Genomic DNA, 18,365 nt, shown 5'->3' on the forward strand with positions numbered 1-18,365 from the left:
AAAACGGGTCCTGGAACACCATCGCCATCCGCCGGCGCATGTCCTTCAGCTCGCGGCCTTGAACCGCCGTAACGTCCCGGCCATCCAGCACAATGCTTCCCGCCGTCGGCTGTTCCAGCCGCATGAGCGCATTGGCGATCGTTGATTTCCCCGACCCGGACTCCCCCACCAGTCCCAGCGTTTGCCCGGCCTGCAGGTCGAAGGACACGTCATCCACGGCATGGACCGTGCCCACCCCCGTCGGCGTCGGAACGCTGAAGTGCACGCTGAGGTTGCGCACGGAGAGGATCGGAGTGGCTTCAGGCTTGTGCATTCGCGGCCTCCCAGGCATTGGCTTCGGTGCCGGAAGTCTCGGCGCAGAACGATCGGATCAAGTGCCCCGGAGCTGCCTCGAGCAGCGGCGGGCGCTGGGTCTCACAGCGGGGATCGGAACGGAGCGGACACCGGTCAAAGAAGACGCACCCCTGCGGCAGGGACTTCGGATCGGGCGGGCTGCCGGGAATAACCACCAGTTCCTCCCGGCTCCCGATCCGTGGCCGTGCCCGGAGCAGGCCCTGGGTGTAGGGATGGCGGGCAGCAGCGAAGAGGGTGCTGATCGGCGCCTGTTCGATCACCTGCCCGCCGTACAGCACCGCGACGTCCTCGGCGACACCGGAGATCACGCCGAGGTCATGGCTGATCCAGACCACGGCCATGCCCATCCGGGCTTGCAGGTCCCGCACCAGGGCAATGATCTGCGATTGTGTGGTCACGTCCAGGGCCGTCGTCGGCTCGTCCGCGATCAGCAGTGCCGGTTCACAGGCCAGCGCCACGGCGATCATGATCCGCTGTTTCATGCCGCCGGAGAGCTGGTGCGGGTAGCTGCGCAACCGCGACTCGGGGTCGGGAATACCCACGGCTTCCAGCAGGTCCAGGGCCTTGGCGCGGGCCTGCCTCCTGGTCAGGCCCAGGTGGGTCTCCGGGCCTTCGGTCAGCTGGCGCTCCACGGTCAGCACCGGGTTCAGCGACGTCGCCGGGTTCTGGAAAACAAACCCCACCTGGCGTCCGTGCACCTGCCGGAGTTTCGCCGGGGACAGGCCCACCAGTTCGGTGCCCAGCAGCCGCGAGGAACCTTCCACCACGGCCGGCGGGCTGTCCACCAGTCCGGTGGCGCTTAGGACCGTCATGGATTTACCGGACCCCGATTCGCCGACAATCCCCAGCGTCTGTCCGCGGCCGACGGAGAAGGAGACATCATTGACGATTCGCGCGGCGCCAACCCGCACCTGCAGGCTGCGTACATCCAACACGGGCTGTTCCACTATTTCCCCCTCGCTTCCACAACACTGCGGTGCTGCGGATCCAGCACGTCACGCAGCCCGTCGCCGACGACGTTAAAGGCCAGCACGGTCACGAAAATCGCCGCACCGGGAAAAACACTCAGCCACCAGGCATCGCCCATAAAGTCCTTGGCCGTGTAGAGCATCTGGCCCCAGGACGGGTCCGGTGGCTGGATCCCCACGCCCAGGAAGGACAGCGCGGCTTCCGACAGGATCGCGAAGGCCAGCGAGAGGGAGGTCTGGACGATGATGGGACCGGTGATATTCGGCAGGATGTGCCGCCGCAGGATGAGTCCGCTTCCGGCACCGATGGATACCGACGCCCGGACGAACGGTTCTTCCCTGACGGCAAGGGTCGAGGCCCGCGTTACGCGCGCAAAAATGGGTGTATAGACAATCCCGATGGCCAGCATCGCGGTGCCCAGTCCCGGGCCGAGGACCGCCACGATGGCCAGGGCCAGCAGCAGGACCGGAAAGGCGAAAAGCACGTCGACCGTGCGCATCACAACGGTGTCCAGCCAGCGCCCGTAGAAGCCGGCCAGGAGCCCGAGGGTTACCCCGACTGCCAGCGCGAAACCGACCGAGACGGCACCGACCAGGAGTGATACCCGGGCCGAAACCAGCACCCGGCTGAAAACATCGCGTCCCAGTTCATCGGTTCCGAACCAGTGCCCGGCGCTTGGCGGCTGCAGCGCCTTGGCCATGTCGACGTCGTTAATCCCGTACGGTGCCAGCATCCGGCCCCCGATGGCGGCCACCACCAGCACCACCAGGACGAGGCAGCCGGCCAGCGTGACCTTGTTGCGCAGCAGCAGCGCGAGGACCGTCCGCGAGCGCGGTTTGGGGGGACGCGTTCCGGCGTCGGTTTGCAGTGCGGGAGCGCTCATGAGACACGGATCCTCGGGTCGACGACGGCGTACAACAGGTCCACCAGCAGGTTGATCAGCAGGAACATCACCGCAATGAGCAGCACTGCTCCCTGGATCACGGCGTAGTCCCGGGCCGCAACGGAGTCATAGACCAACCGGCCCAGGCCCGGCCAGGCGAAGACCACCTCGACGACGATCAGCCCGCCGAGCATGGTCGCCATCTGGATTCCTCCAATGGTGATGATCGGGACCAGGGCGTTGCGCAGGACATGCCGTCCGGTAACCACGGCAGACTTGAGGCCCTTGGACTTGGCGGTCCTGATGTAGCCGGCGCCCACCACGTCCAGGACGGCGGCGCGGATGTACCGGGTCATGATGGACCCGGCCACCAGGCCAACCGTGACCGCCGGCAGGGTGACGCGGCGCAGCCATTCACCCGGGTCGTCGCCGAACGGCACGTAGCCGGAGGGCGGGAACCAGCCGAAGGCCGAGGAGAAGACCATGATGAGCAGCATGCCCATCCAGAAATCCGGCACGGAGACGCCGAACTGGCTGATGGCCCGGATCACGCTGTCCGCGGCCGTTCCCTCTTTCAGCGCGGAGTAGATCCCGAGCGGGAAGGCGATGAGCAGGGCCACTGCCATGCCGGAGAGTGCCAGGGAAGCGGTGGCCGGGAGCCGGTCCAGGAGGATCAGCGTCACCGGATCTCCGTTGCGGAAGCTGACCCCCAGGTTGCCGGTCAGCGCGTTCCCCACATAGGAGAGGAACTGCAGCAGGATCGGCTGGTCCAGCCCGGAGGCTTCCCGCAGGGCCTGGTAGGACTCCGGGGTGTAGCGGGTTCCCAGTGCCACCCGGACCGGGTCGCCGGGAACCAGCTGCACCAGGACAAAGACCACCACCATGACTCCGAGCAGGACCACGGCGGTATGCCCCACCCGCCGAAGCAAAAAGCGTGCCAGCGTTTTATTCATCAAGCCTTATTCCTCGAGCGAGACATCGGCGAACCGGATAGCCCGGTCGCCGCGGGCTTCGTACCCCGTCACCTTCGGCGACCAGGCCTGCACGACGTCGGGGTTGTAGAGGTAGATGTAGCTCGCGTCGTCAGCGATCTGGGCGGCGGCCGTGGCGTAGAGGTCCCGGCGCTTGTCGGTATCCGTTTCTCCGCGGGCCTCCTCCAACAGGGCATCGACCTCACTGTTGGCGTACTTCTGGGCGTTGGAGGCACCTTCGCTGTGGTGCTGGTTGTAGTAGAAGTCGTCCGGATCGATGTTCCCGAGCCACCCCAGCAGCAGCATGTCGAAGTTCCCCAGGGCCTGTTCGTCGAGCCAGGTGGCAAAGTCCACGGTGCGGATGTTCACGGTGATGCCGATTTCGGCGAGGTTGGCGGCGATCACCTGGGCTGCCTGGACTGTTTCGGGGTACTGGGTGGTGACCATCAGGTCCAGGTCCAGGTCCGAGATCCCGGCGTCCTGCAGCAGCTGCTGCGCCTTGGCGGTATCCCGGGAGTACGGTGCGTAGTCGCTGTACCAGGCGCTGGTCTCCGGAATGGCCAGCTGGTTTGTTGTTCCGTTGCCGTAGGTCGCTGCCTGCGTGATGGCGTCACGGTCAATGGCCCAGGCGATGGCCTGCCGGACCCGGGCATCGCTGTACGGCGCTTTGGCACCGTTCGGGGCCAGGTACCAGTAGTCGTTGCTGGGGACCTTCCCCACCTCGACGTCGGGGTTCGAGGTCAGGGACGCCACCTGCTGCTCGGGGATGGAGTCGGTCCAGTGGATCTCCCCGGCCTGCAGGTCGGCCAGCGCCGTTGTTGCCTCCGAGATGAACCGGAAGTTCACTCCGGCGATCTCGGGGGCGCCGCCCCAGTAGTCCGCGTTGGCGGTGAGGGAAATGGAATCGCCCGTGGAGTAGGCGTCGAAGGCGAACGGGCCAGTGCCGATCGGTTTGTTCTTGATGTCGCCGGACTCGACGTTCTCCTCCAGGACAATCGCCATGCCCTTGAACCCGCCAATCGAGGACAGCAGGTTCGGGGCGGGTGCGGTCAGCGCGATCTCGACGGTGAGCTCATCTGCCGCCGTTACCTTCTCCACCGACCCGAAGCGGTAGGCGTTGGCCAGTTCACCGTCGATGATCCGGTTGTACGAATAGACGACGTCGTCCGCCGTCAGCGGTGTGCCGTCGTGGAACGTGACTCCCTCCCGCAGGTGGAAGGTCCAGGTCAGCTGGTCTTCGCTGGTTTCCCAGGACTCTGCGAGCGCGGGCTGCATCTCGAGGTCGGCGTCCGGCTGCACCAGGGTGTCGTAGACGTTTTCCAGGACCTCAAAGGAGAAGTAGGAACTGGTCATATGCGGATCGAGCTGGTCGGGTTCCCCCGCGATCGCGACCACGAGGTTGGCTCCTCCGCCGCCGCCCGCCGACGCGCCTCCGCCCAGGTCCACGCTTTCTCCCGCGGAGCAGGCCCCCAAGGCCAAGGCACCGGTAAGCACCAATGCCAATGCTGTGCGCCGTCCAAGCATCTTTCCTCCAGATGTCCACAGTAAAATGATGTTAGTTTCATTATGATGAAGGAAATCGGAATGGCAAGTACTTTTCGCAGGTCAGAAAAGTTGTGATGAGAAGGAAACCTTTATGACGTACTCGCTGATAGCGCGCAGCGGACCGCATGTAGCGGCAGCCACGGCCAGCTATTCACTGGCCGTAGGCAACGCCGTGCCCGCCCTCGCACCCCTGGCCGGAGGCGTCGTCTCGCAGGCATTCACCAACCGACTGTTACGCCATCATGTCCTGGCTGAACTGCGCCGCGGGTCCGCAGCCGCCGCGGCACTCGCCGCCGTGCAGCAGCTGGACCAGGAGTGGGAAAAACGCCAGGTGGCCATCCTTCCCTGGGCCGGCACGGGGGCGGCCCACACCGGTTCCGGCTGCTCAGATTGGGCCGGCCACCTGGTCGGCACAGATTACGTAGCCGCCGGCAACCTTCTGGCCGGGCCGCAGGTACTGGCCGACGCCGCCCACGTCCTGAAAACGGAACTCGAAGACCTTCGCGCCGCCCGCAATGAGTCAGCGGCCGGACTCGCCCAGGCACTGCTCAACGCGATGCAGGCTGCCGAAGCCGCCGGCGGTGATGCCCGCGGACGGCAGAGCGCCGCGCTGATCGTCTGCGCTGCGGCCGCCCCGGATACCAACCCCGCAGAACTGGCGATGGACCTGCGGGTGGACGATTCCGAGGATCCACTGGGCAAGCTCGTCCAGCTGGCTGCGCTCTGGCAGCTGGGGGCGGTTACGCCTCCAGCGGTGTAACCGCCCCCAGCACAACGGTTTCGCCGTCGGCGGCATTAGCCCACCAGTGCGCCGTCGAGCAGGCGTAGGTCATGGCGTCTCCGGGCTCGAGCTCGACGACCCTTTCCCCGTGGACAACGCGCAGCCTGCCGCTCTCCACCACCACACACTCCATGCCCAGATGCCGGAAGGCATTGCCTTCGTTGGAAAAGCCGGCCGGGAGCGTGGTCCGGATTACCTGCAGCGGCGTATGCAGCCCCGGGGTGAGCAGTTCCCTCCTGGCCTGCGGCGACGTGCCGCCTTCCTCGGGCAGCACCCGCCGCTCACCGGCCCGGACAACCAACTGGTCTCCCCGGGCAGAGCTCTGCATCAGCTCGGTCAGCGCAACACCCAGGGCGCCGGCCAGTTTGCTCAGCGTGACAAAGGAGGGGTTGCCCATGCCCCGTTCCAGCTGGCTGAGGGCACCGAAACTGACGTCGGCCCGCTGGCTTAACGCCTCAAGGCTCAGTCCCTGCCGTTTTCTCAGCAGCCGCACCGTCGCACCCAGGGCGGGCAGGCCGAATTCGGTTCCCTCGGAAGTATGTGCCATGTCTGTGAGCCTATACGAGCAGCCGAAACGAAAGGCCCGCTCCGCCAATGCGGAACGGGCCTTCGCCGGGACGCGGAACGCTACGCCAGCGCCGCCACGGCGTCGTCGTAGTTCGGCTCGGTGGTGATTTCCGGAACCAGCTGCGTGTACAGCACGGTGCCGTCGGTATCCAGGACGACGACGGCGCGCGCCAGCAGGCCGGCCAGCGGACCTTCGGCCTGGGTCAGGCCGAAGTCTTCGCCGAAGCTGCTGCGGAAAGCGGAAGCGGCCACCACGTTCTCGATGCCCTCGGCGCCGCAGAAGCGGCCCAGCGCGAACGGCAGGTCCTTGGACACGCACACGACGGCGGTGTTCGCCAGGCCGGCAGCTAGTTCGTTGAACTGGCGGACGCTCTGCGCGCAGACACCGGTGTCCACGCTCGGGAAGATGTTCAGGACGACCCGGCGTCCGGCAAAGTCACCCAGGGCGACTGCGGAGAGGTCGGCGCCAACCAGATCGAAGGCGGGGGCGGTGGTGCCGACGGCGGGAAGTTCACCGGCGGTGCGGACAGGGTTCTGCTTGAATGCTGTGGTTGCCATGGTTCGTGTCTATCACGCTTAGCGGCATCCTGCCGGACGCCACCGGGCGAAACCGCTGGTCGGAGCGCAACAATCGGACTGAACCTACTCCCCCGTCACGCCGTCGAGCAGTTCCCGGATGATGTCGATGTGCCCGCAGTGCCGGCCGGTTTCCTCCACCATGTGCACCAGGATCCAGCGCAGGTTGTGCGGCGACCCTTCGGCCTGGCACAGGTCATCGAGCTGGTAGCGGGCGGCCACCTCGCGGGATTCGGCGCAGGCTGCCTCGTAGTCGGCGATGATCTCCGCCAGGCTGTCCTTTTCGCTGACCCGGAACTCGCCGTCGGGGTCCTCGTCTGTCCAGCGCGTGGTGACGGTGGACTGCGCGTCCATCCGTTCCCGGAACCAGGTGCGTTCGACGTCGGCCAGATGCCGGAGCAGGCCGGAGACCGTGGTGGGTGAGGGCAGGACCTGGCGGGCGGCATCGGCGTCGCTCAGCCCCTGGGCCTTGTACACGGCGCTGGCGCGCAGGAAATCCAGGAACCCGTTTAGGGTTTCGCGTTCGTTGCCGGCCAGGGGCGGATCAATTCTCTCGTCGGTGAGCATCCGCCCAGCGTAGCTTCGGGAGGTTCCGGAACCCGAGCCGGGCGGAGCCGCCGGCGTCATAAAACGGTGGCTTGAAGGCGGCGTCAGCCGGCGGTGCGGGGGTGGCGTTCGGCGAAGTCGCGGGCGATGGTCTCCATGGTGGCGAACTCGACGCCGTCGTGGCCGGCGATGTGGTCGAACAGGCGCTCGAGCATCAGCAGGTTCTGCGGGCGTCCGGAAACATCCGGATGGATCGTCAGAGGGAAGACGCCGTAGTCCATTTCGCGGTAGACCCAGTCGAACTGGTCCTTCCAGGTCTGCTCGATTTCCCGCGGTGATACGAAGCCGTGGCTGTTGGCGCTGCCCTTGATGAACATCATCGGAGGCAGGTCGTCGAGGTACCAGTTGGCCGGTATCTCGATCAGATCGGTTTCCTTGCCGCGGACCAGCGGCTTCATCCAGTCGCGGGCTGAGTCGGCATCGTAGTTGATCTTGGTCCACGCATCGCCTACCCGAACGTAGTAGGGCGTGAAGTCGTTATGCATCAGCGAGTGGTCATAGAGGAAACCGTGCTCGAGCAGGATCTCGTTGGTGACATTGGAGAACTCCCACCACGGCGCCACGTACCCAACCGGCACTTTGCCGGTGCGGTCGATGATCAGGTCGATGCAGTAGTCCAGCACTTCGGTTTCCTGCTCGCGGGTCATGGCGATCGGGTTCTCGTGGCTGTAGCCGTGCACTCCCACTTCGTGGCCGGCGGCGACGGTGGCGTCGAACTGCTCGGGGAAGGTCTCGATCGAATGGCCTGGCCAGAACCAGGTCACCGGCATATCACGGTCCTGCGCCAGCTTGAGCAGACGGGGCACGCCGACTTCGCCGGCAAAGATGCCCCGCGAAATATCGCCCGGTGACTCTTCGCCACCATAGGAGCCGAGCCAGCCCCCGACGGCGTCGACATCGATTCCGGTTGAAACATAGATCTTCTTGGCCATGGTTTCCTCCTCGACGACTCCATTGTGTGGGTTTCGTGCCCGACCTTCACCCCCGTCGGCCGCCTTTTGCATCCAGCACTGACAGTTTCCGGATCTTTGAAAAAAGGTCCGGCCGACCCCTTGCAGTCTCCGGACCCGGGGCGTAAATTCGTCAGTAATCAACCGATTGGTTGATAAACAAGAACCTTGAATACACCTGAAACGTTGGCCGCAATGACTGCACAGCAAGACGACACCCTCCTCGACCGGGCCTTCCTGGCCCTGGCCGATCCGGCGCGCCGCCGCATCATCGCCAGGCTCTCCCGGGGCCCGGCCACGGTCAACGAACTGGCGGAACCCTTCGCGATCACCAAGCAGGCGGTCTCGAAGCACATCCAGGTCCTCGAGCAGGCAGGGCTCGTCACGCGAACCCGTGACGCGCAGCGCCGGCCCGTCCACCTGAACCCCGCCCGGTTGGAGGCACTCACCGCATGGATTGACCGTTACCGGCTGGTCCGCGAAGAGCAGTTCCGCAGCCTCGACACCGTGCTTCAAAACCAGGCCGCGCGCAGCGGCCCGCAGGCAAAGGATCCATCATGACCAACGCACTGCAGCTGTCCGTTCCGGACGGCGTTCCCTTCATCGACTATTCCCGTGAGATCGACTTCCCGGTGGCAGAGGTCTTCGAGGCCCACCGGAATCCGGAGCTGATTGTCCAGTGGCTGGGCCCGCGGGGCATGAAGATGGAGATTGACCACTACGACTTCACCACCGGCGGCTCCTACAAGTACACGCACACCGGTCCGGAGGGGGTTCCCTACGACTTCACGGGCATCTTCCACACCGTCCGGGAGAACGAATTCGCGATCCAGACCTTTGAGTTCTCCGGCTATCCCGACGTCGTCAGCATTGAGTCCATGACCTTCGAGGACCTGGGCGACGGCAGGACCCTGCTCACCGGGCGCTCGGTCTACCCTTCCCAGGAGGCACGCGACGGGATGGCGTCCTCCGGCATGGAAGGCGGCATGAACGAAGGCTATGACCGGCTCGAGGAACTGCTGGCCACCCTGGCCGCCAACAGGACCGCACAGGAGGCATCATGACCAACGCGCTGGAAGTGAGCGTTGCCGACGGCGTTCCGTACATCGATTACGTCCGGGAGTTCGACTACCCTGCCCGCGAGGTCTTCCGCGCCCACACTGACCCGGAGTCCTACGCGCAGTGGATTGGACCCGACGCCCTGGAGACCCGGGTCGACGGGTTCGAGGCGACACGGGGCGGCAGTTACCGGTTCGTCCAGACCGACGGCGACGGCGGGGAGTTCGCCTTCCGGGGCGTCTTCCATAACGTCCGCCGGGACGAGTTCATCCTGCAGACCTTCGAGTATGAGGGCTACCCCGACCAGGCGAGCCTGGATTACATGCACTTCGAGGACCTTCCGGAGGGCCGGTCCCGGCTTACCGGGCATTCGCTCTACCCCTCCGTCGAAACCCGGGATAACTTCGTCTCCTCGGGTATGGAATCCGGGATGGCCGCCGGCTACGACAAGCTTGAGCAGATGCTGGCCTTCGCCACTGCCTGACGCCTGCCGAAACCTTTTTTGGAGGAACCATGGACTGGACCTTGGAAGTAATCGTGCTGCCGGTGAGCGATCTGGCCCGCAGCATCGAGTTCTACGCCGATCGAGTCGGCTTCAAGCTCGATCACCACACCGTGAACGAGAACATGGAGTTCGCCCAGCTGACACCGCACGGGTCAGGCTGCTCCATCGTTATGGGCAATCTCCCCGGCCAGGACCAGATGGAACCGGGCTCCATCAAGGGACTGCAGCTGGTGGTGGCCGACGCCGCCGCCGCGCGGGAGGAACTGCTCTCACGCGGCGTCGAGGCAGGCGAAATCATGGTCCTCGACGAGCGCGACGGCGGCACGATGTTCGGCTTCGCCGACCCGGACGGCAACACCTGGATGGTCCAGCAGATCAAGGACCGTGCCACGAAGCCGCTGATTCCGCTGGATTCACGGGTTCAGTATGGGGAAGGAATTTAGTCCGGGCACCACAGTACGACGGCGGCGGGTGACTTCTGCACGGAAGGCGCCCGTCGCCGTCGTGCTGTTTCCAGCGCAGTTTTCCATCGTGCGCTTCCCCCGCGGGAATGCCGGCGGAGGCCCTGCTGTTCCCCGGACATGGAAAACAACAGCCCCGTCCGCCAGCTGCGGCTGGTCGTCGAAGCAGAAGACTACGATGCCGCGCTCACGTTCTACCGCGATGTCCTCGGCCTCCCGGAGCAGGAGGCTTACCAGGGCGACGGCGGCGCCCGGGTGACCATCCTGGATGCCGGCCGCGCCACGCTCGAGCTCTCCAACCCGGAGCAGGTGCGGATGATCGACCGGGTTGAGGCGGACGGGCAGCCGAGCCTGAAGCTGAGGGTCGCCTTCGAGGTGGACGATGCTGCCGCCCGCACCCGGCAGGCAGTGGACGGCGGCGCCGAACTCGTGGCAGAGCCGCGCGAGACTCCCTGGCGGTCGCTGAATTCCCGGCTTAATGGACCGGCAGGATTGCAGCTGACCCTCTTCCAGGAACTGGACGAACTGGGGTAGTTCCTGCGTTCCCGCGTCCGATTCAGCCCCGGCCGAGGTCCTCGTTCCACAGCGCCGGGTACTCGGCCATAAAGTCCTCCATCATCGCGGCGCAGGCGTCATTGTCCAGGACGTCGATCTGCACGCCCCGCTCCAGCAGCAGGTCCTCAGAGCCCCGGAAACTGCGGTTTTCCCCGATGACCACGTGTGGAATTCCGTACAGCAGGACTGCGCCGGCGCACATGTCACAGGGCGAAAGCGTGGTGACCAGGGTAGCCCTCCGGTAGGACCCGGAGGGCAGCCGCCCGGCGTTTTCCAGGCAGTCCATTTCCGCATGCCGGATAACGCTGCCGAGCTGCTGCCTGCGGTTATGCCCGGTGGCCACGATTGCGCCGTCGAGGTACAGCGCCGCTCCGACGGGAATCCCCCCTTCGGACCGGCTCTTGCGGGCGGCGTTCAGGGCGGGCAGCAACAGCTCCGATGTCATGGCCCCAGACTAGGAGCCAGAGCCCCCGGCAGGGAAGGGTGCGCCAGCTAAGAAGGTCCTGGCACCCGTGCGGCCGCCACGATTTCCCGGACGGCCGGGGCTACCTCGGCGCCGAAGCGGGACAGGTCGGCGGCGTCGTCGCTGCCCAGGATAAAACCCGAGATCCCGTCTTCCAGCGCCAGCTCGGCCAGCTGCCCGGCCCACTGCCGCGGCGGCCCCTGCAGCAGCCCGGATGTGGACGTGCCTGTTTCGGGGGTGCCAAAGGAACCGCTGATGTTCAGCAGCCGGCGGATGGCGGACGGATCGCGTCCGGCTTCGACGGCGGCGTCGTCGATTCGCGCATTCAGCCCGGCCAGCTCCCCCGGGCCTCCGCGCAGATAGCCGAGCGAGGTAAGCCAGCCGTCGGCCATCGCCCCCGTGAGCCGGAGCATGCGGGGTTTGTAGGCCCCCAGCCAGATGCCGACGTCGTGCGCCGGCTGCGGCCCCCGCTTGGCGCCGTTGACCTGGTGCACCGTTCCTTCCACGCGCAGCGGTCCACTTCCGGTAACGTCCCAGATCCCTCGGATGATGCGGATGGCGTCTTCCAGTCCGGTCACGGCGTCTCCCGGGCTGAGCCGCTCCCCGCCGACGGCCACTATCGCGTCCCAAAACGCTCCGGCACCCAGTCCGAGCTCGAACCGTCCGCCGCTGAGCAGGTCCAGACTGGCGGCGCTGCGGGCCACGAGGACGGGCTGCCGCAGCGGCAGGTTCAGCACATCGGTGGCCAGCCGGATGCGCGTGGTCCGCGCCGCCACGTAGGAGAGCAGGGTCCAGGTGTCGTGAAACCGCGGCTGGTAGGGGTGGTCCTGGAATGCGGCCAGGTCCAGTCCGGCGGCTTCGGCCGTTCGGGCCAGCTCCACGGCCTGCTGGGGCGGGGTGGATACGGGCGTGATGAACGCACCGAATAACAAGTCACGGCCGTAGTCCGGCATGCTGGCCTCCCGGCAGAGTGGCGGATGGGGCCAGCCTAGACCTCCCGTGCCGCGTCCGGGCCCCGGGCTTTGTAGGCTGGGAGGCGTGCCCCTTGATTTTCCCGCAGTCCCTCCCAGCTCTCCCGGCTCTCCGGCCTCCCCCGGCGCTCCCGCCGCCCCCGAAACTCTTCCGGCCGGCGGCCCCGGTTCCCCTGCGGCCTTCCCGGCCGGAGCCGGCCGGTTTGCCCCCAGCCCGTCGGGGGAGCTTCACATCGGCAACCTTCGGACGGCACTGCTGGCTTGGCTGTTCGCGCGCAGCACCGGGCGGGAGTTCCTCCTCCGCGTGGAGGATCTTGACCAGGCCCGCGCCGGTGCCGAGGCCGCCCAGCTCCGGGATCTGGCGGCCGTGGGGCTGGACTGGGATGGGGAGGTGCTCCGTCAGTCAGACCGGACTCCTGTGTATCTTGAGGCGATCCGCCGGCTGCAGGGCGAAGGCCGGGTGTACGAGTGCTACTGCACGCGCAGCGAAATCTCCGACGCGCCCCGCGCCCCGCATTCCCCGCCCGGCGCCTACCCCGGGACGTGCCGCAACCTCTCCGAGGCTGAACGGGAGCAGCGCCGCCGCCAACGTCCGCCGGCCCTGCGGCTTCGCTCCGAGGTTTCCGAATTCACCGTGCATGACGTGCTGCACGGTGACTACACCGGCGTGGTGGATGACCTGGTGCTGCTGCGCAATGACGGCGTCCCGCCCTACAACCTGGCCGTCGTCGTCGACGATGCATCTCAGGGCATCGACCAGGTGGTCCGCGGCGATGACCTCCTGTCCTCCACACCCCGCCAGGCCTACCTCGCCTCGCTGCTGGGACTGCCCCCGGTGGAGTACGTGCACGTGCAGCTGGTGCTGGGACGGACCGGGAAGCGGCTGGCGAAGCGCGACGGTGCGGTGACGCTGGGCGGTTTAGCGGACCTGGGGATTTCTGCCCAGGAGGCGACGGCGATGATCCTGGAGTCGCTGGGGCTGCCAGGGACACTGCCCGAGGCGCTGGCCGCCTTTGACCCGGCCAAGCTGCCGCTGACCCCGTGGGTTTTCGAGCCTCCGGTTTCCTGAGTCCCCGCTCCTGGCTCCGGTTGCAGGTCCCGGCGCTCCCGCTGCCGCCGCCGGTGCACGGGGTCTGGCCAGATTCCGCCGCTGCGGTGTTGACTGGTGCCATGCCCCTCACCGGTGAGTATGTCCCCAGCCCCAGCAATTGGTCAGCAAAGCAGGCCGCGGAGATTGAGTCCTCCGGCGGTACCCGCGGCACGACGCTGGGCGGGCGTCCGGTCATCCTGCTGACGACCAAAGGCGCCAAAACCGGCAAGCTGCGCAAGACACCGCTGATGCGGGTGGAGCACGAGGGTGACTATGCCGTGGTGGCCTCTCTCGGTGGTGCTCCGAAGCACCCGCTCTGGTATTACAACGTGAAGTCCCACCCGCATGTGGAGCTGCAGGATGGTCCGCAGAAATGGGACATGCTGGCCCGTGAAGTGACCGGCGAGGAGAAGGCCGAGTGGTGGGAACGCGCCGTCGCGGCGTACCCGCCCTATGCCGATTACCAGGCGAAGACCGATCGGGAAATTCCCGTGTTTGTGCTGGAGCGGATGGACGTCGGCTAACGGTTCCCGCACCGGCAGCCTCGTGCAGCTGCCCCCGGATTGTTGAACAATCCAACGTGATGAAGCACACTGAAGGGACACCATTCCCGATTTGATGTGCAGAGGACCACCATGCCGGTCATTGACCTGAACAGCGACGTTGGAGAATCTTTCGGCAACTGGACGATGGGCGACGACGCCGCCGTCTTCGGCTCCGTCTCCAGCGCGAACGTGGCTTGCGGCTTCCACGCCGGCGACCCCTCCACCATTGCGCAGACCTGCCGCGACGCGGTTGCCGCCGGCGTCACGATCGGCGCGCACGTGGGCTACCGCGACCTGGCCGGGTTTGGCCGGCGCTTCCTGGACTGCTCGGCCACCGAGCTGGCCGATGACGTGCTCTACCAGCTCGGCGCCCTGCAGGCCCTGGCCCGGGCCGCCGGTTCCGAAATCCGGTACGTCAAGCCGCACGGCGCCCTTTACAACACGATCGTCCACCACGAAGTCCACGCCGGCGCGGTCATTGACGCCATCCGTGCCTTCGACAAGGACCTTCCCGTCCTGCTGCTGCCCGGTGCCGTCGCCCTGGACAAGGCCGCCGCCGCCGGACTGCGCGGTGTGGCCGAAGCCTTCGCGGACCGGAACTACAACCCCGACGGCACCCTGGTTTCCCGCCGTGAGCCCAACGCCGTGCTCCACGACGAGGAGCAGGTCACCGCCAATATGGTCCGCCTGGCCACCCGCGGGACCCTTACGGCAGTGGACGGAACCGAGATCCCGATGCACGCCGAGTCCATCTGCGTCCACGGCGATACCCCGGGCGCCGTCGCCATGGCCCGCGCCGTCCGGACCGGCCTGGAAACTGCCGGCGTCACCATCCAGAGTTTCGTATGAGGCCGGAGGTTCGGATAAGGACAGCGCCGATCACCGGCATCCGTCCGGCAGGCACCCGCGCCCTTCTGGTCGAGCTTGCCTCATTGGCTGATGTCACCGCACTCCATGCCCAGCTCAAGGCGCACCCCCTGCCCGGGCAGGTCGACGTCCTCGCGGCCGCCGGCACGGTGCTGGTCCGCTTTGCCGGCCGGCGCGAGGCCGTAGCTGCCGCCGGAGTCATCGAAACCCTGGACCTTGCGCACGCCGAGGCGCCCGATACCCGCACGGTCACCATTAACACCGTGTACGACGGCGGCGACCTCGCCGAGGTGGCCCGCCTCACCGGTCTCTCCGAAGAAGCCGTCGTCAGGGCGCATTCCGGCACCCACTGGCTCGGCGGCTTCGGTGGCTTCGCTCCCGGATTCACCTATCTCACCGGCGGCGATCCGGCCCTGAACGTGCCCCGCCGCAACAGCCCGCGCACCGCAGTACCCGCTGGTTCCGTGGCGCTGGCCGGCGAGTACTCCGCGGTCTACCCGCGGGAATCCCCCGGCGGCTGGCAGCTCATCGGCCGCACTGACGCCCCGATGTGGGACCTGTCCCGTGAGGACCCGGCTCTGATCCGCCCCGGCGACACGGTTATCTTCCAACCTGTCCGCGAACTAATCACCACCACTACCTCTATCTTCACCGGTGCCAGGGCCACTACTCCATGCGAGGCCGGGACTGATGCCGGGGACTCAGACGTGGACGGGTTAGAAAGTCCTGTGAGTCCCGCATCGCCGAGCGAGGAACGAGCGGGAAGCGAAGGATCAGGGTCCCCTCTCCGAGCTTGCGAGGAGGAGGGCGGATCCGCAGCGCTAAGGGACGGCGGGACTTTCCAACCCGTCCACGACCAGACCTACTTGGAAATCAACTCCCCCGGCCTCCAATCCTTGATCGAGGACCTGGGCCGCCCCGGTTATGCGGATCTGGGCGTCTCCGCCGCAGGCGCTGCGGACACCCGCTCAGCCCGGCAGGCCAACCGGCTGGTGGGGAATCCGTCCGGCGCCGCCGTCATCGAGAACCTCTTCGGCGGCCTGGAACTGACCGCCCGCGGAGATGCCGTGCTGGCGCTGTCCGGCGCGGAGCTGCCCGCAGAGGTGGTCTCTCCCGACGGTTCCACGGACCGTCCGGCGCCGTTAAACGCTCCGTTCGCCCTGCTCGACGGCGAAGTGCTCTCCCTCGGCACGCCCGTCCGCGGGGTCCGCTCCTATCTGGCTGTCCGGGGCGGCATCGATGTTGACCCAGTTCTCGGCAGCCGCAGCACGGACTCGATGAGCGGTATCGGCCCGGCACCACTGGCGGCCGGCACCCGGCTGCCCATCGGAAACTGCACCCAGCCCCCTGGATCCAACGAGTCCATTGCATCCATCGGCACTGCGTCCATCGGTGTGCCGGTCGGCGCCCCCGAACCGTCCACGCTGCCCGCTGGCACCGGGCCCGGCACGTTTGGCGACGGCAAAGCCCCGGCCCTGCTCCGCATTACCGCCGGCCCCCGGCAGGACTGGTTCGGGCCCAGCGCCTCCGACGCGCTGACCGGCCACACCTGGCGCACCACCAACGAATCCAACCGGATCGGCGTCCGCCTCGAAACCGATCCGGCGGACGAATCTGCCCGGCCACTCGAACGTGTCCGGGACGGCGAACTGCCCAGCGAAGGCGTGGTTGCCGGCTCGCTGCAGGTCCCGCCGTCGGGACTGCCGGTGCTGTTCCTGGCTGACCATCCGGTGACCGGCGGCTATCCGGTGATCGCCGCCGTCGTGCCAGCGGACCTACCGCTCGCCGCTCAGCTGCCGCCCGGACACCCGGTGCGCTTTGTTTTTGTAGACCCCGATACCCTGGCACCCCTCTCCCCCGAGGCCGCCGCCGGGTTGTTCACGGAAGGAACACCATGAAGAAGGTCCTGATCGCCAACCGCGGCGAGATTGCCGTGCGAGTGGCCCGCGCCTGTGCCGACGCCGGAATCGGTTCCGTTGCCGTTTATTCGGATCCCGACGCCGATGCCCTGCACGTACGGTTGGCCGACGAAGCCCTGCCGCTGCACGGTGCCTCCGGCGCCGACACCTATCTGGACATCAACAAGCTGATCGAAGCCGCTCAGCTCGCCGGTGCCGACGCCGTCCACCCTGGCTACGGTTTCCTCTCCGAGAACGCGGACTTTGCGCAGGCGGTGCTCGACGCCGGCTTGACCTGGGTCGGCCCCTCACCGCAGGCCATCCGCGACCTTGGCAACAAGGTCACGGCCCGCGAGATCGCCGTCCGTGTCGGCGCACCGCTGGTGCCCGGCACCGACGGCCCCGCCGAAAGCGCCGAACAGGTCCGTGCCTTCGCAGAGAAACACGGCCTGCCCGTGGCCATCAAGGCCGCGTTCGGCGGCGGTGGACGCGGCATGAAGATTGCGCGCCGCCTCGAAGATGTGGAGGACGCCTTCGAATCCGCCGTCCGGGAAGCCGTCGCTGCCTTCGGTCGGGGCGAGTGCTTCGCGGAACGGTTCCTGGACCGGCCCCGGCATGTGGAGGCCCAGGTCCTGGCCGATACGCACGGGAACGTCGTCGTCGTCGGCACCCGCGACTGCTCACTGCAGCGCCGCAACCAGAAACTCGTGGAAGAGGCGCCCGCGCCGTTCCTGACCGACGAGCAGCGGAAGACCATCCACGATTCAGCCAAGGCCATCTGCCGCGAAGCCGGCTACACCGGCGCCGGGACCGTTGAATACCTGGTCTCCCCGGACGGGCTGATCAGCTTCCTGGAGGTCAACACCCGGCTGCAGGTGGAGCACCCGGTCACCGAGGAAACCACCGGCGTGGACCTGGTCCGCGAACAGTTCCGCATCGCCGATGGCCTGCCGTTGTCCTTCACGGAGGACCCCGTGCCGCACGGACACGCGTTCGAGTTCCGGCTGAATGCCGAGGATCCGGCCCGTGGGTTCCTGCCCGGCCCGGGCCCGGTGGAGGCGTTCGAGCCGCCTACCGGCCCCGGTATCCGGATGGATTCCGGTGTCCGCTCCGGGTCCGTGGTGCCGAGTGAGTACGACTCGCTGATGGCCAAGCTGATCGTCTGGGGCGAGGACCGGCCGCAGGCGCTGCGCCGCGCGAAGGCTGCGCTCGACGAGCTGGTCATCCGCGGCGTGCCCTCGGTGCTGCCCTTCCACCAGGCTGTGGTGCGCTCCGAGGCGTTCAACCGCACCGGCGAGTTGGGCGTTTACACCACCTGGATCGAGTCCGAGTTCGCCGAACCGCTGGCGGCCTCCCCCGAAATCGCGGCGTCCCTGCCGGGCGCGGAGCGCGAAACCATCACCATCGACGTCGACGGCCGTGCCGTGGCCGTCGGGGTTCCCGCGGCGCTGCTGAACGCGCTGCGCGCCGGTGGCGGACAGGGTGGCGCTGCGGCCGGAACCGCCGGGACCGAGGACGCCGCCGGCCTGGCCTCGCCGATGTCCGGAAGCCTGGTGAAATGGGTGGCCGACGACGGCGCGCAGCTGGCGGAGGGCGATCCCGTGGCCGTGCTGGAAGCCATGAAGATGGAAACCACCGTCCGGGCCCACCGCGCCGGAACCTTCGCGCGCGCTGCGATCGAGCCGGGTGCCGCCGTCGGGCGTGGGGATTCCCTGGGCCGGATCGGTTCCTAAGTCATCCGGGGCATCT

At 67.1% G+C, this 18,365-nt stretch carries 22 protein-coding genes; 11 read left to right on the forward strand and 11 right to left on the reverse strand.

The features are described 5' to 3' along the window. From RTN46_RS10880 to RTN46_RS10900, 5 genes are all read right to left on the reverse strand, one after another. Positions 1-313, reverse strand: a 313-nt coding sequence (locus RTN46_RS10880) for an ATP-binding cassette domain-containing protein (RefSeq protein ID WP_312181287.1), incomplete at its 3' end; no start/stop codon positions are given. After that, entirely contained in the window at positions 300-1,289 is a 990-nt protein-coding gene (locus RTN46_RS10885) for an ABC transporter ATP-binding protein (RefSeq protein ID WP_312181289.1), read from the reverse strand. The genes RTN46_RS10885 and RTN46_RS10880, both read right to left, overlap by 14 nt. An 11-nt stretch (positions 1,290-1,300) precedes the next feature. Beyond that, positions 1,301-2,206 carry an ABC transporter permease gene (locus RTN46_RS10890; protein WP_312181291.1) on the reverse strand — a complete coding sequence of 302 codons (906 nt, stop codon included), beginning with the start codon at positions 2,204-2,206 and terminating at the stop codon, positions 1,301-1,303. Further along, on the reverse strand, positions 2,203-3,159 hold the full coding sequence (locus tag RTN46_RS10895; RefSeq protein ID WP_312181293.1) for an ABC transporter permease: 957 nt from the start codon (positions 3,157-3,159) through the stop codon (positions 2,203-2,205). The genes RTN46_RS10890 and RTN46_RS10895 overlap by 4 nt, the downstream gene beginning before the upstream one ends. A gap of 6 nt (positions 3,160-3,165) precedes the next feature. Then, a complete protein-coding gene (locus RTN46_RS10900; protein ID WP_312181295.1) occupies positions 3,166-4,701 on the reverse strand; it encodes an ABC transporter substrate-binding protein in 1,536 nt (511 codons plus the stop codon). A 112-nt stretch (positions 4,702-4,813) separates the two neighbouring features. Here RTN46_RS10900 and RTN46_RS10905 point away from each other — a divergent pair, with 112 nt between their 5' ends. Next, the gene (locus RTN46_RS10905; protein ID WP_312181297.1) at positions 4,814-5,482 is read left to right on the forward strand and encodes a DUF1028 domain-containing protein; all 669 of its coding nucleotides are present in this window, start codon (positions 4,814-4,816) and stop codon (positions 5,480-5,482) included. Here the strand turns inward: RTN46_RS10905 and RTN46_RS10910 are convergent. The 4 genes from RTN46_RS10910 to RTN46_RS10925 form a co-directional block, all read right to left on the reverse strand. After that, positions 5,463-6,050: an XRE family transcriptional regulator gene (locus tag RTN46_RS10910; protein ID WP_312181299.1), complete on the reverse strand. Its 588-nt coding sequence runs from the start codon at positions 6,048-6,050 to the stop codon at positions 5,463-5,465. The genes RTN46_RS10905 and RTN46_RS10910 overlap by 20 nt on opposite strands. Before the next feature lie 80 nt (positions 6,051-6,130). Further along, positions 6,131-6,628, reverse strand: a complete 498-nt coding sequence (tpx, locus tag RTN46_RS10915; protein ID WP_312181301.1) for a thiol peroxidase — start codon at positions 6,626-6,628, stop codon at positions 6,131-6,133. A gap of 84 nt (positions 6,629-6,712) precedes the next feature. After that, positions 6,713-7,213, reverse strand: a complete 501-nt coding sequence (locus RTN46_RS10920) for a DinB family protein (protein WP_312181303.1) — start codon at positions 7,211-7,213, stop codon at positions 6,713-6,715. A gap of 83 nt (positions 7,214-7,296) precedes the next feature. After that, positions 7,297-8,184 carry a polysaccharide deacetylase gene (locus tag RTN46_RS10925; protein ID WP_312181305.1) on the reverse strand — a complete coding sequence of 296 codons (888 nt, stop codon included), beginning with the start codon at positions 8,182-8,184 and terminating at the stop codon, positions 7,297-7,299. 213 nt (positions 8,185-8,397) lie between these two features. Between RTN46_RS10925 and RTN46_RS10930 the strand changes: the two genes are divergently transcribed. The 5 genes from RTN46_RS10930 (at position 8,398) to RTN46_RS10950 (ending at position 10,761) form a co-directional block, all read left to right on the forward strand. Then, a complete protein-coding gene (locus tag RTN46_RS10930) occupies positions 8,398-8,763 on the forward strand; it encodes a metalloregulator ArsR/SmtB family transcription factor (protein WP_312181307.1) in 366 nt (121 codons plus the stop codon). Then, positions 8,760-9,266 (forward strand): SRPBCC family protein, encoded by a 507-nt coding sequence (locus RTN46_RS10935; protein ID WP_312181310.1) that lies wholly within the window; start codon positions 8,760-8,762, stop codon positions 9,264-9,266. The genes RTN46_RS10930 and RTN46_RS10935 overlap by 4 nt, the downstream gene beginning before the upstream one ends. Beyond that, positions 9,263-9,745: an SRPBCC family protein gene (locus RTN46_RS10940; RefSeq protein ID WP_312181312.1), complete on the forward strand. Its 483-nt coding sequence runs from the start codon at positions 9,263-9,265 to the stop codon at positions 9,743-9,745. The genes RTN46_RS10935 and RTN46_RS10940 overlap by 4 nt, the downstream gene beginning before the upstream one ends. Before the next feature lie 29 nt (positions 9,746-9,774). Continuing rightward, positions 9,775-10,209, forward strand: coding sequence for a VOC family protein (locus tag RTN46_RS10945; RefSeq protein WP_312181314.1), 435 nt, complete (start codon positions 9,775-9,777; stop codon positions 10,207-10,209). 138 nt (positions 10,210-10,347) lie between these two features. Further along, a complete protein-coding gene (locus RTN46_RS10950) occupies positions 10,348-10,761 on the forward strand; it encodes a VOC family protein (RefSeq protein WP_312181317.1) in 414 nt (137 codons plus the stop codon). A gap of 22 nt (positions 10,762-10,783) precedes the next feature. Here the strand turns inward: RTN46_RS10950 and RTN46_RS10955 are convergent, their stop codons facing one another. Then, a complete protein-coding gene (locus RTN46_RS10955) occupies positions 10,784-11,227 on the reverse strand; it encodes a nucleoside deaminase (protein WP_312181319.1) in 444 nt (147 codons plus the stop codon). Positions 11,228-11,274: 47 nt separating this feature from the next. Continuing rightward, positions 11,275-12,198, reverse strand: a complete 924-nt coding sequence (locus tag RTN46_RS10960; protein WP_312181321.1) for an LLM class flavin-dependent oxidoreductase — start codon at positions 12,196-12,198, stop codon at positions 11,275-11,277. An 85-nt stretch (positions 12,199-12,283) separates the two neighbouring features. Here RTN46_RS10960 and gluQRS point away from each other — a divergent pair, with 85 nt between their 5' ends. The 5 genes from gluQRS to RTN46_RS10985 all read left to right on the forward strand — a co-directional run bounded on the left by gluQRS (position 12,284) and on the right by RTN46_RS10985 (position 18,349). After that, positions 12,284-13,285 (forward strand): tRNA glutamyl-Q(34) synthetase GluQRS, encoded by a 1,002-nt coding sequence (gluQRS, locus tag RTN46_RS10965; RefSeq protein WP_312181323.1) that lies wholly within the window; start codon positions 12,284-12,286, stop codon positions 13,283-13,285. A gap of 101 nt (positions 13,286-13,386) precedes the next feature. Then, on the forward strand, positions 13,387-13,830 hold the full coding sequence (locus RTN46_RS10970; protein ID WP_312181325.1) for a nitroreductase family deazaflavin-dependent oxidoreductase: 444 nt from the start codon (positions 13,387-13,389) through the stop codon (positions 13,828-13,830). A gap of 111 nt (positions 13,831-13,941) precedes the next feature. Beyond that, a complete protein-coding gene (locus RTN46_RS10975) occupies positions 13,942-14,700 on the forward strand; it encodes a 5-oxoprolinase subunit PxpA (RefSeq protein WP_312181327.1) in 759 nt (252 codons plus the stop codon). Then, complete coding sequence (locus tag RTN46_RS10980; protein ID WP_312181329.1) at positions 14,697-16,616, forward strand: carboxyltransferase domain-containing protein; 1,920 nt, start codon at positions 14,697-14,699, stop codon at positions 16,614-16,616. The genes RTN46_RS10975 and RTN46_RS10980 overlap by 4 nt, the downstream gene beginning before the upstream one ends. Continuing rightward, positions 16,613-18,349: a biotin carboxylase N-terminal domain-containing protein gene (locus RTN46_RS10985; protein ID WP_312181331.1), complete on the forward strand. Its 1,737-nt coding sequence runs from the start codon at positions 16,613-16,615 to the stop codon at positions 18,347-18,349. Before RTN46_RS10980 ends, RTN46_RS10985 begins: the two co-directional genes overlap by 4 nt. Positions 18,350-18,365: the final 16 nt, after the last annotated feature.

Source organism: Arthrobacter sp. (genome assembly GCF_031988865.1).
In the GTDB taxonomy this organism is placed as follows: Bacteria; Actinomycetota; Actinomycetes; order Actinomycetales; family Micrococcaceae; genus Arthrobacter_B.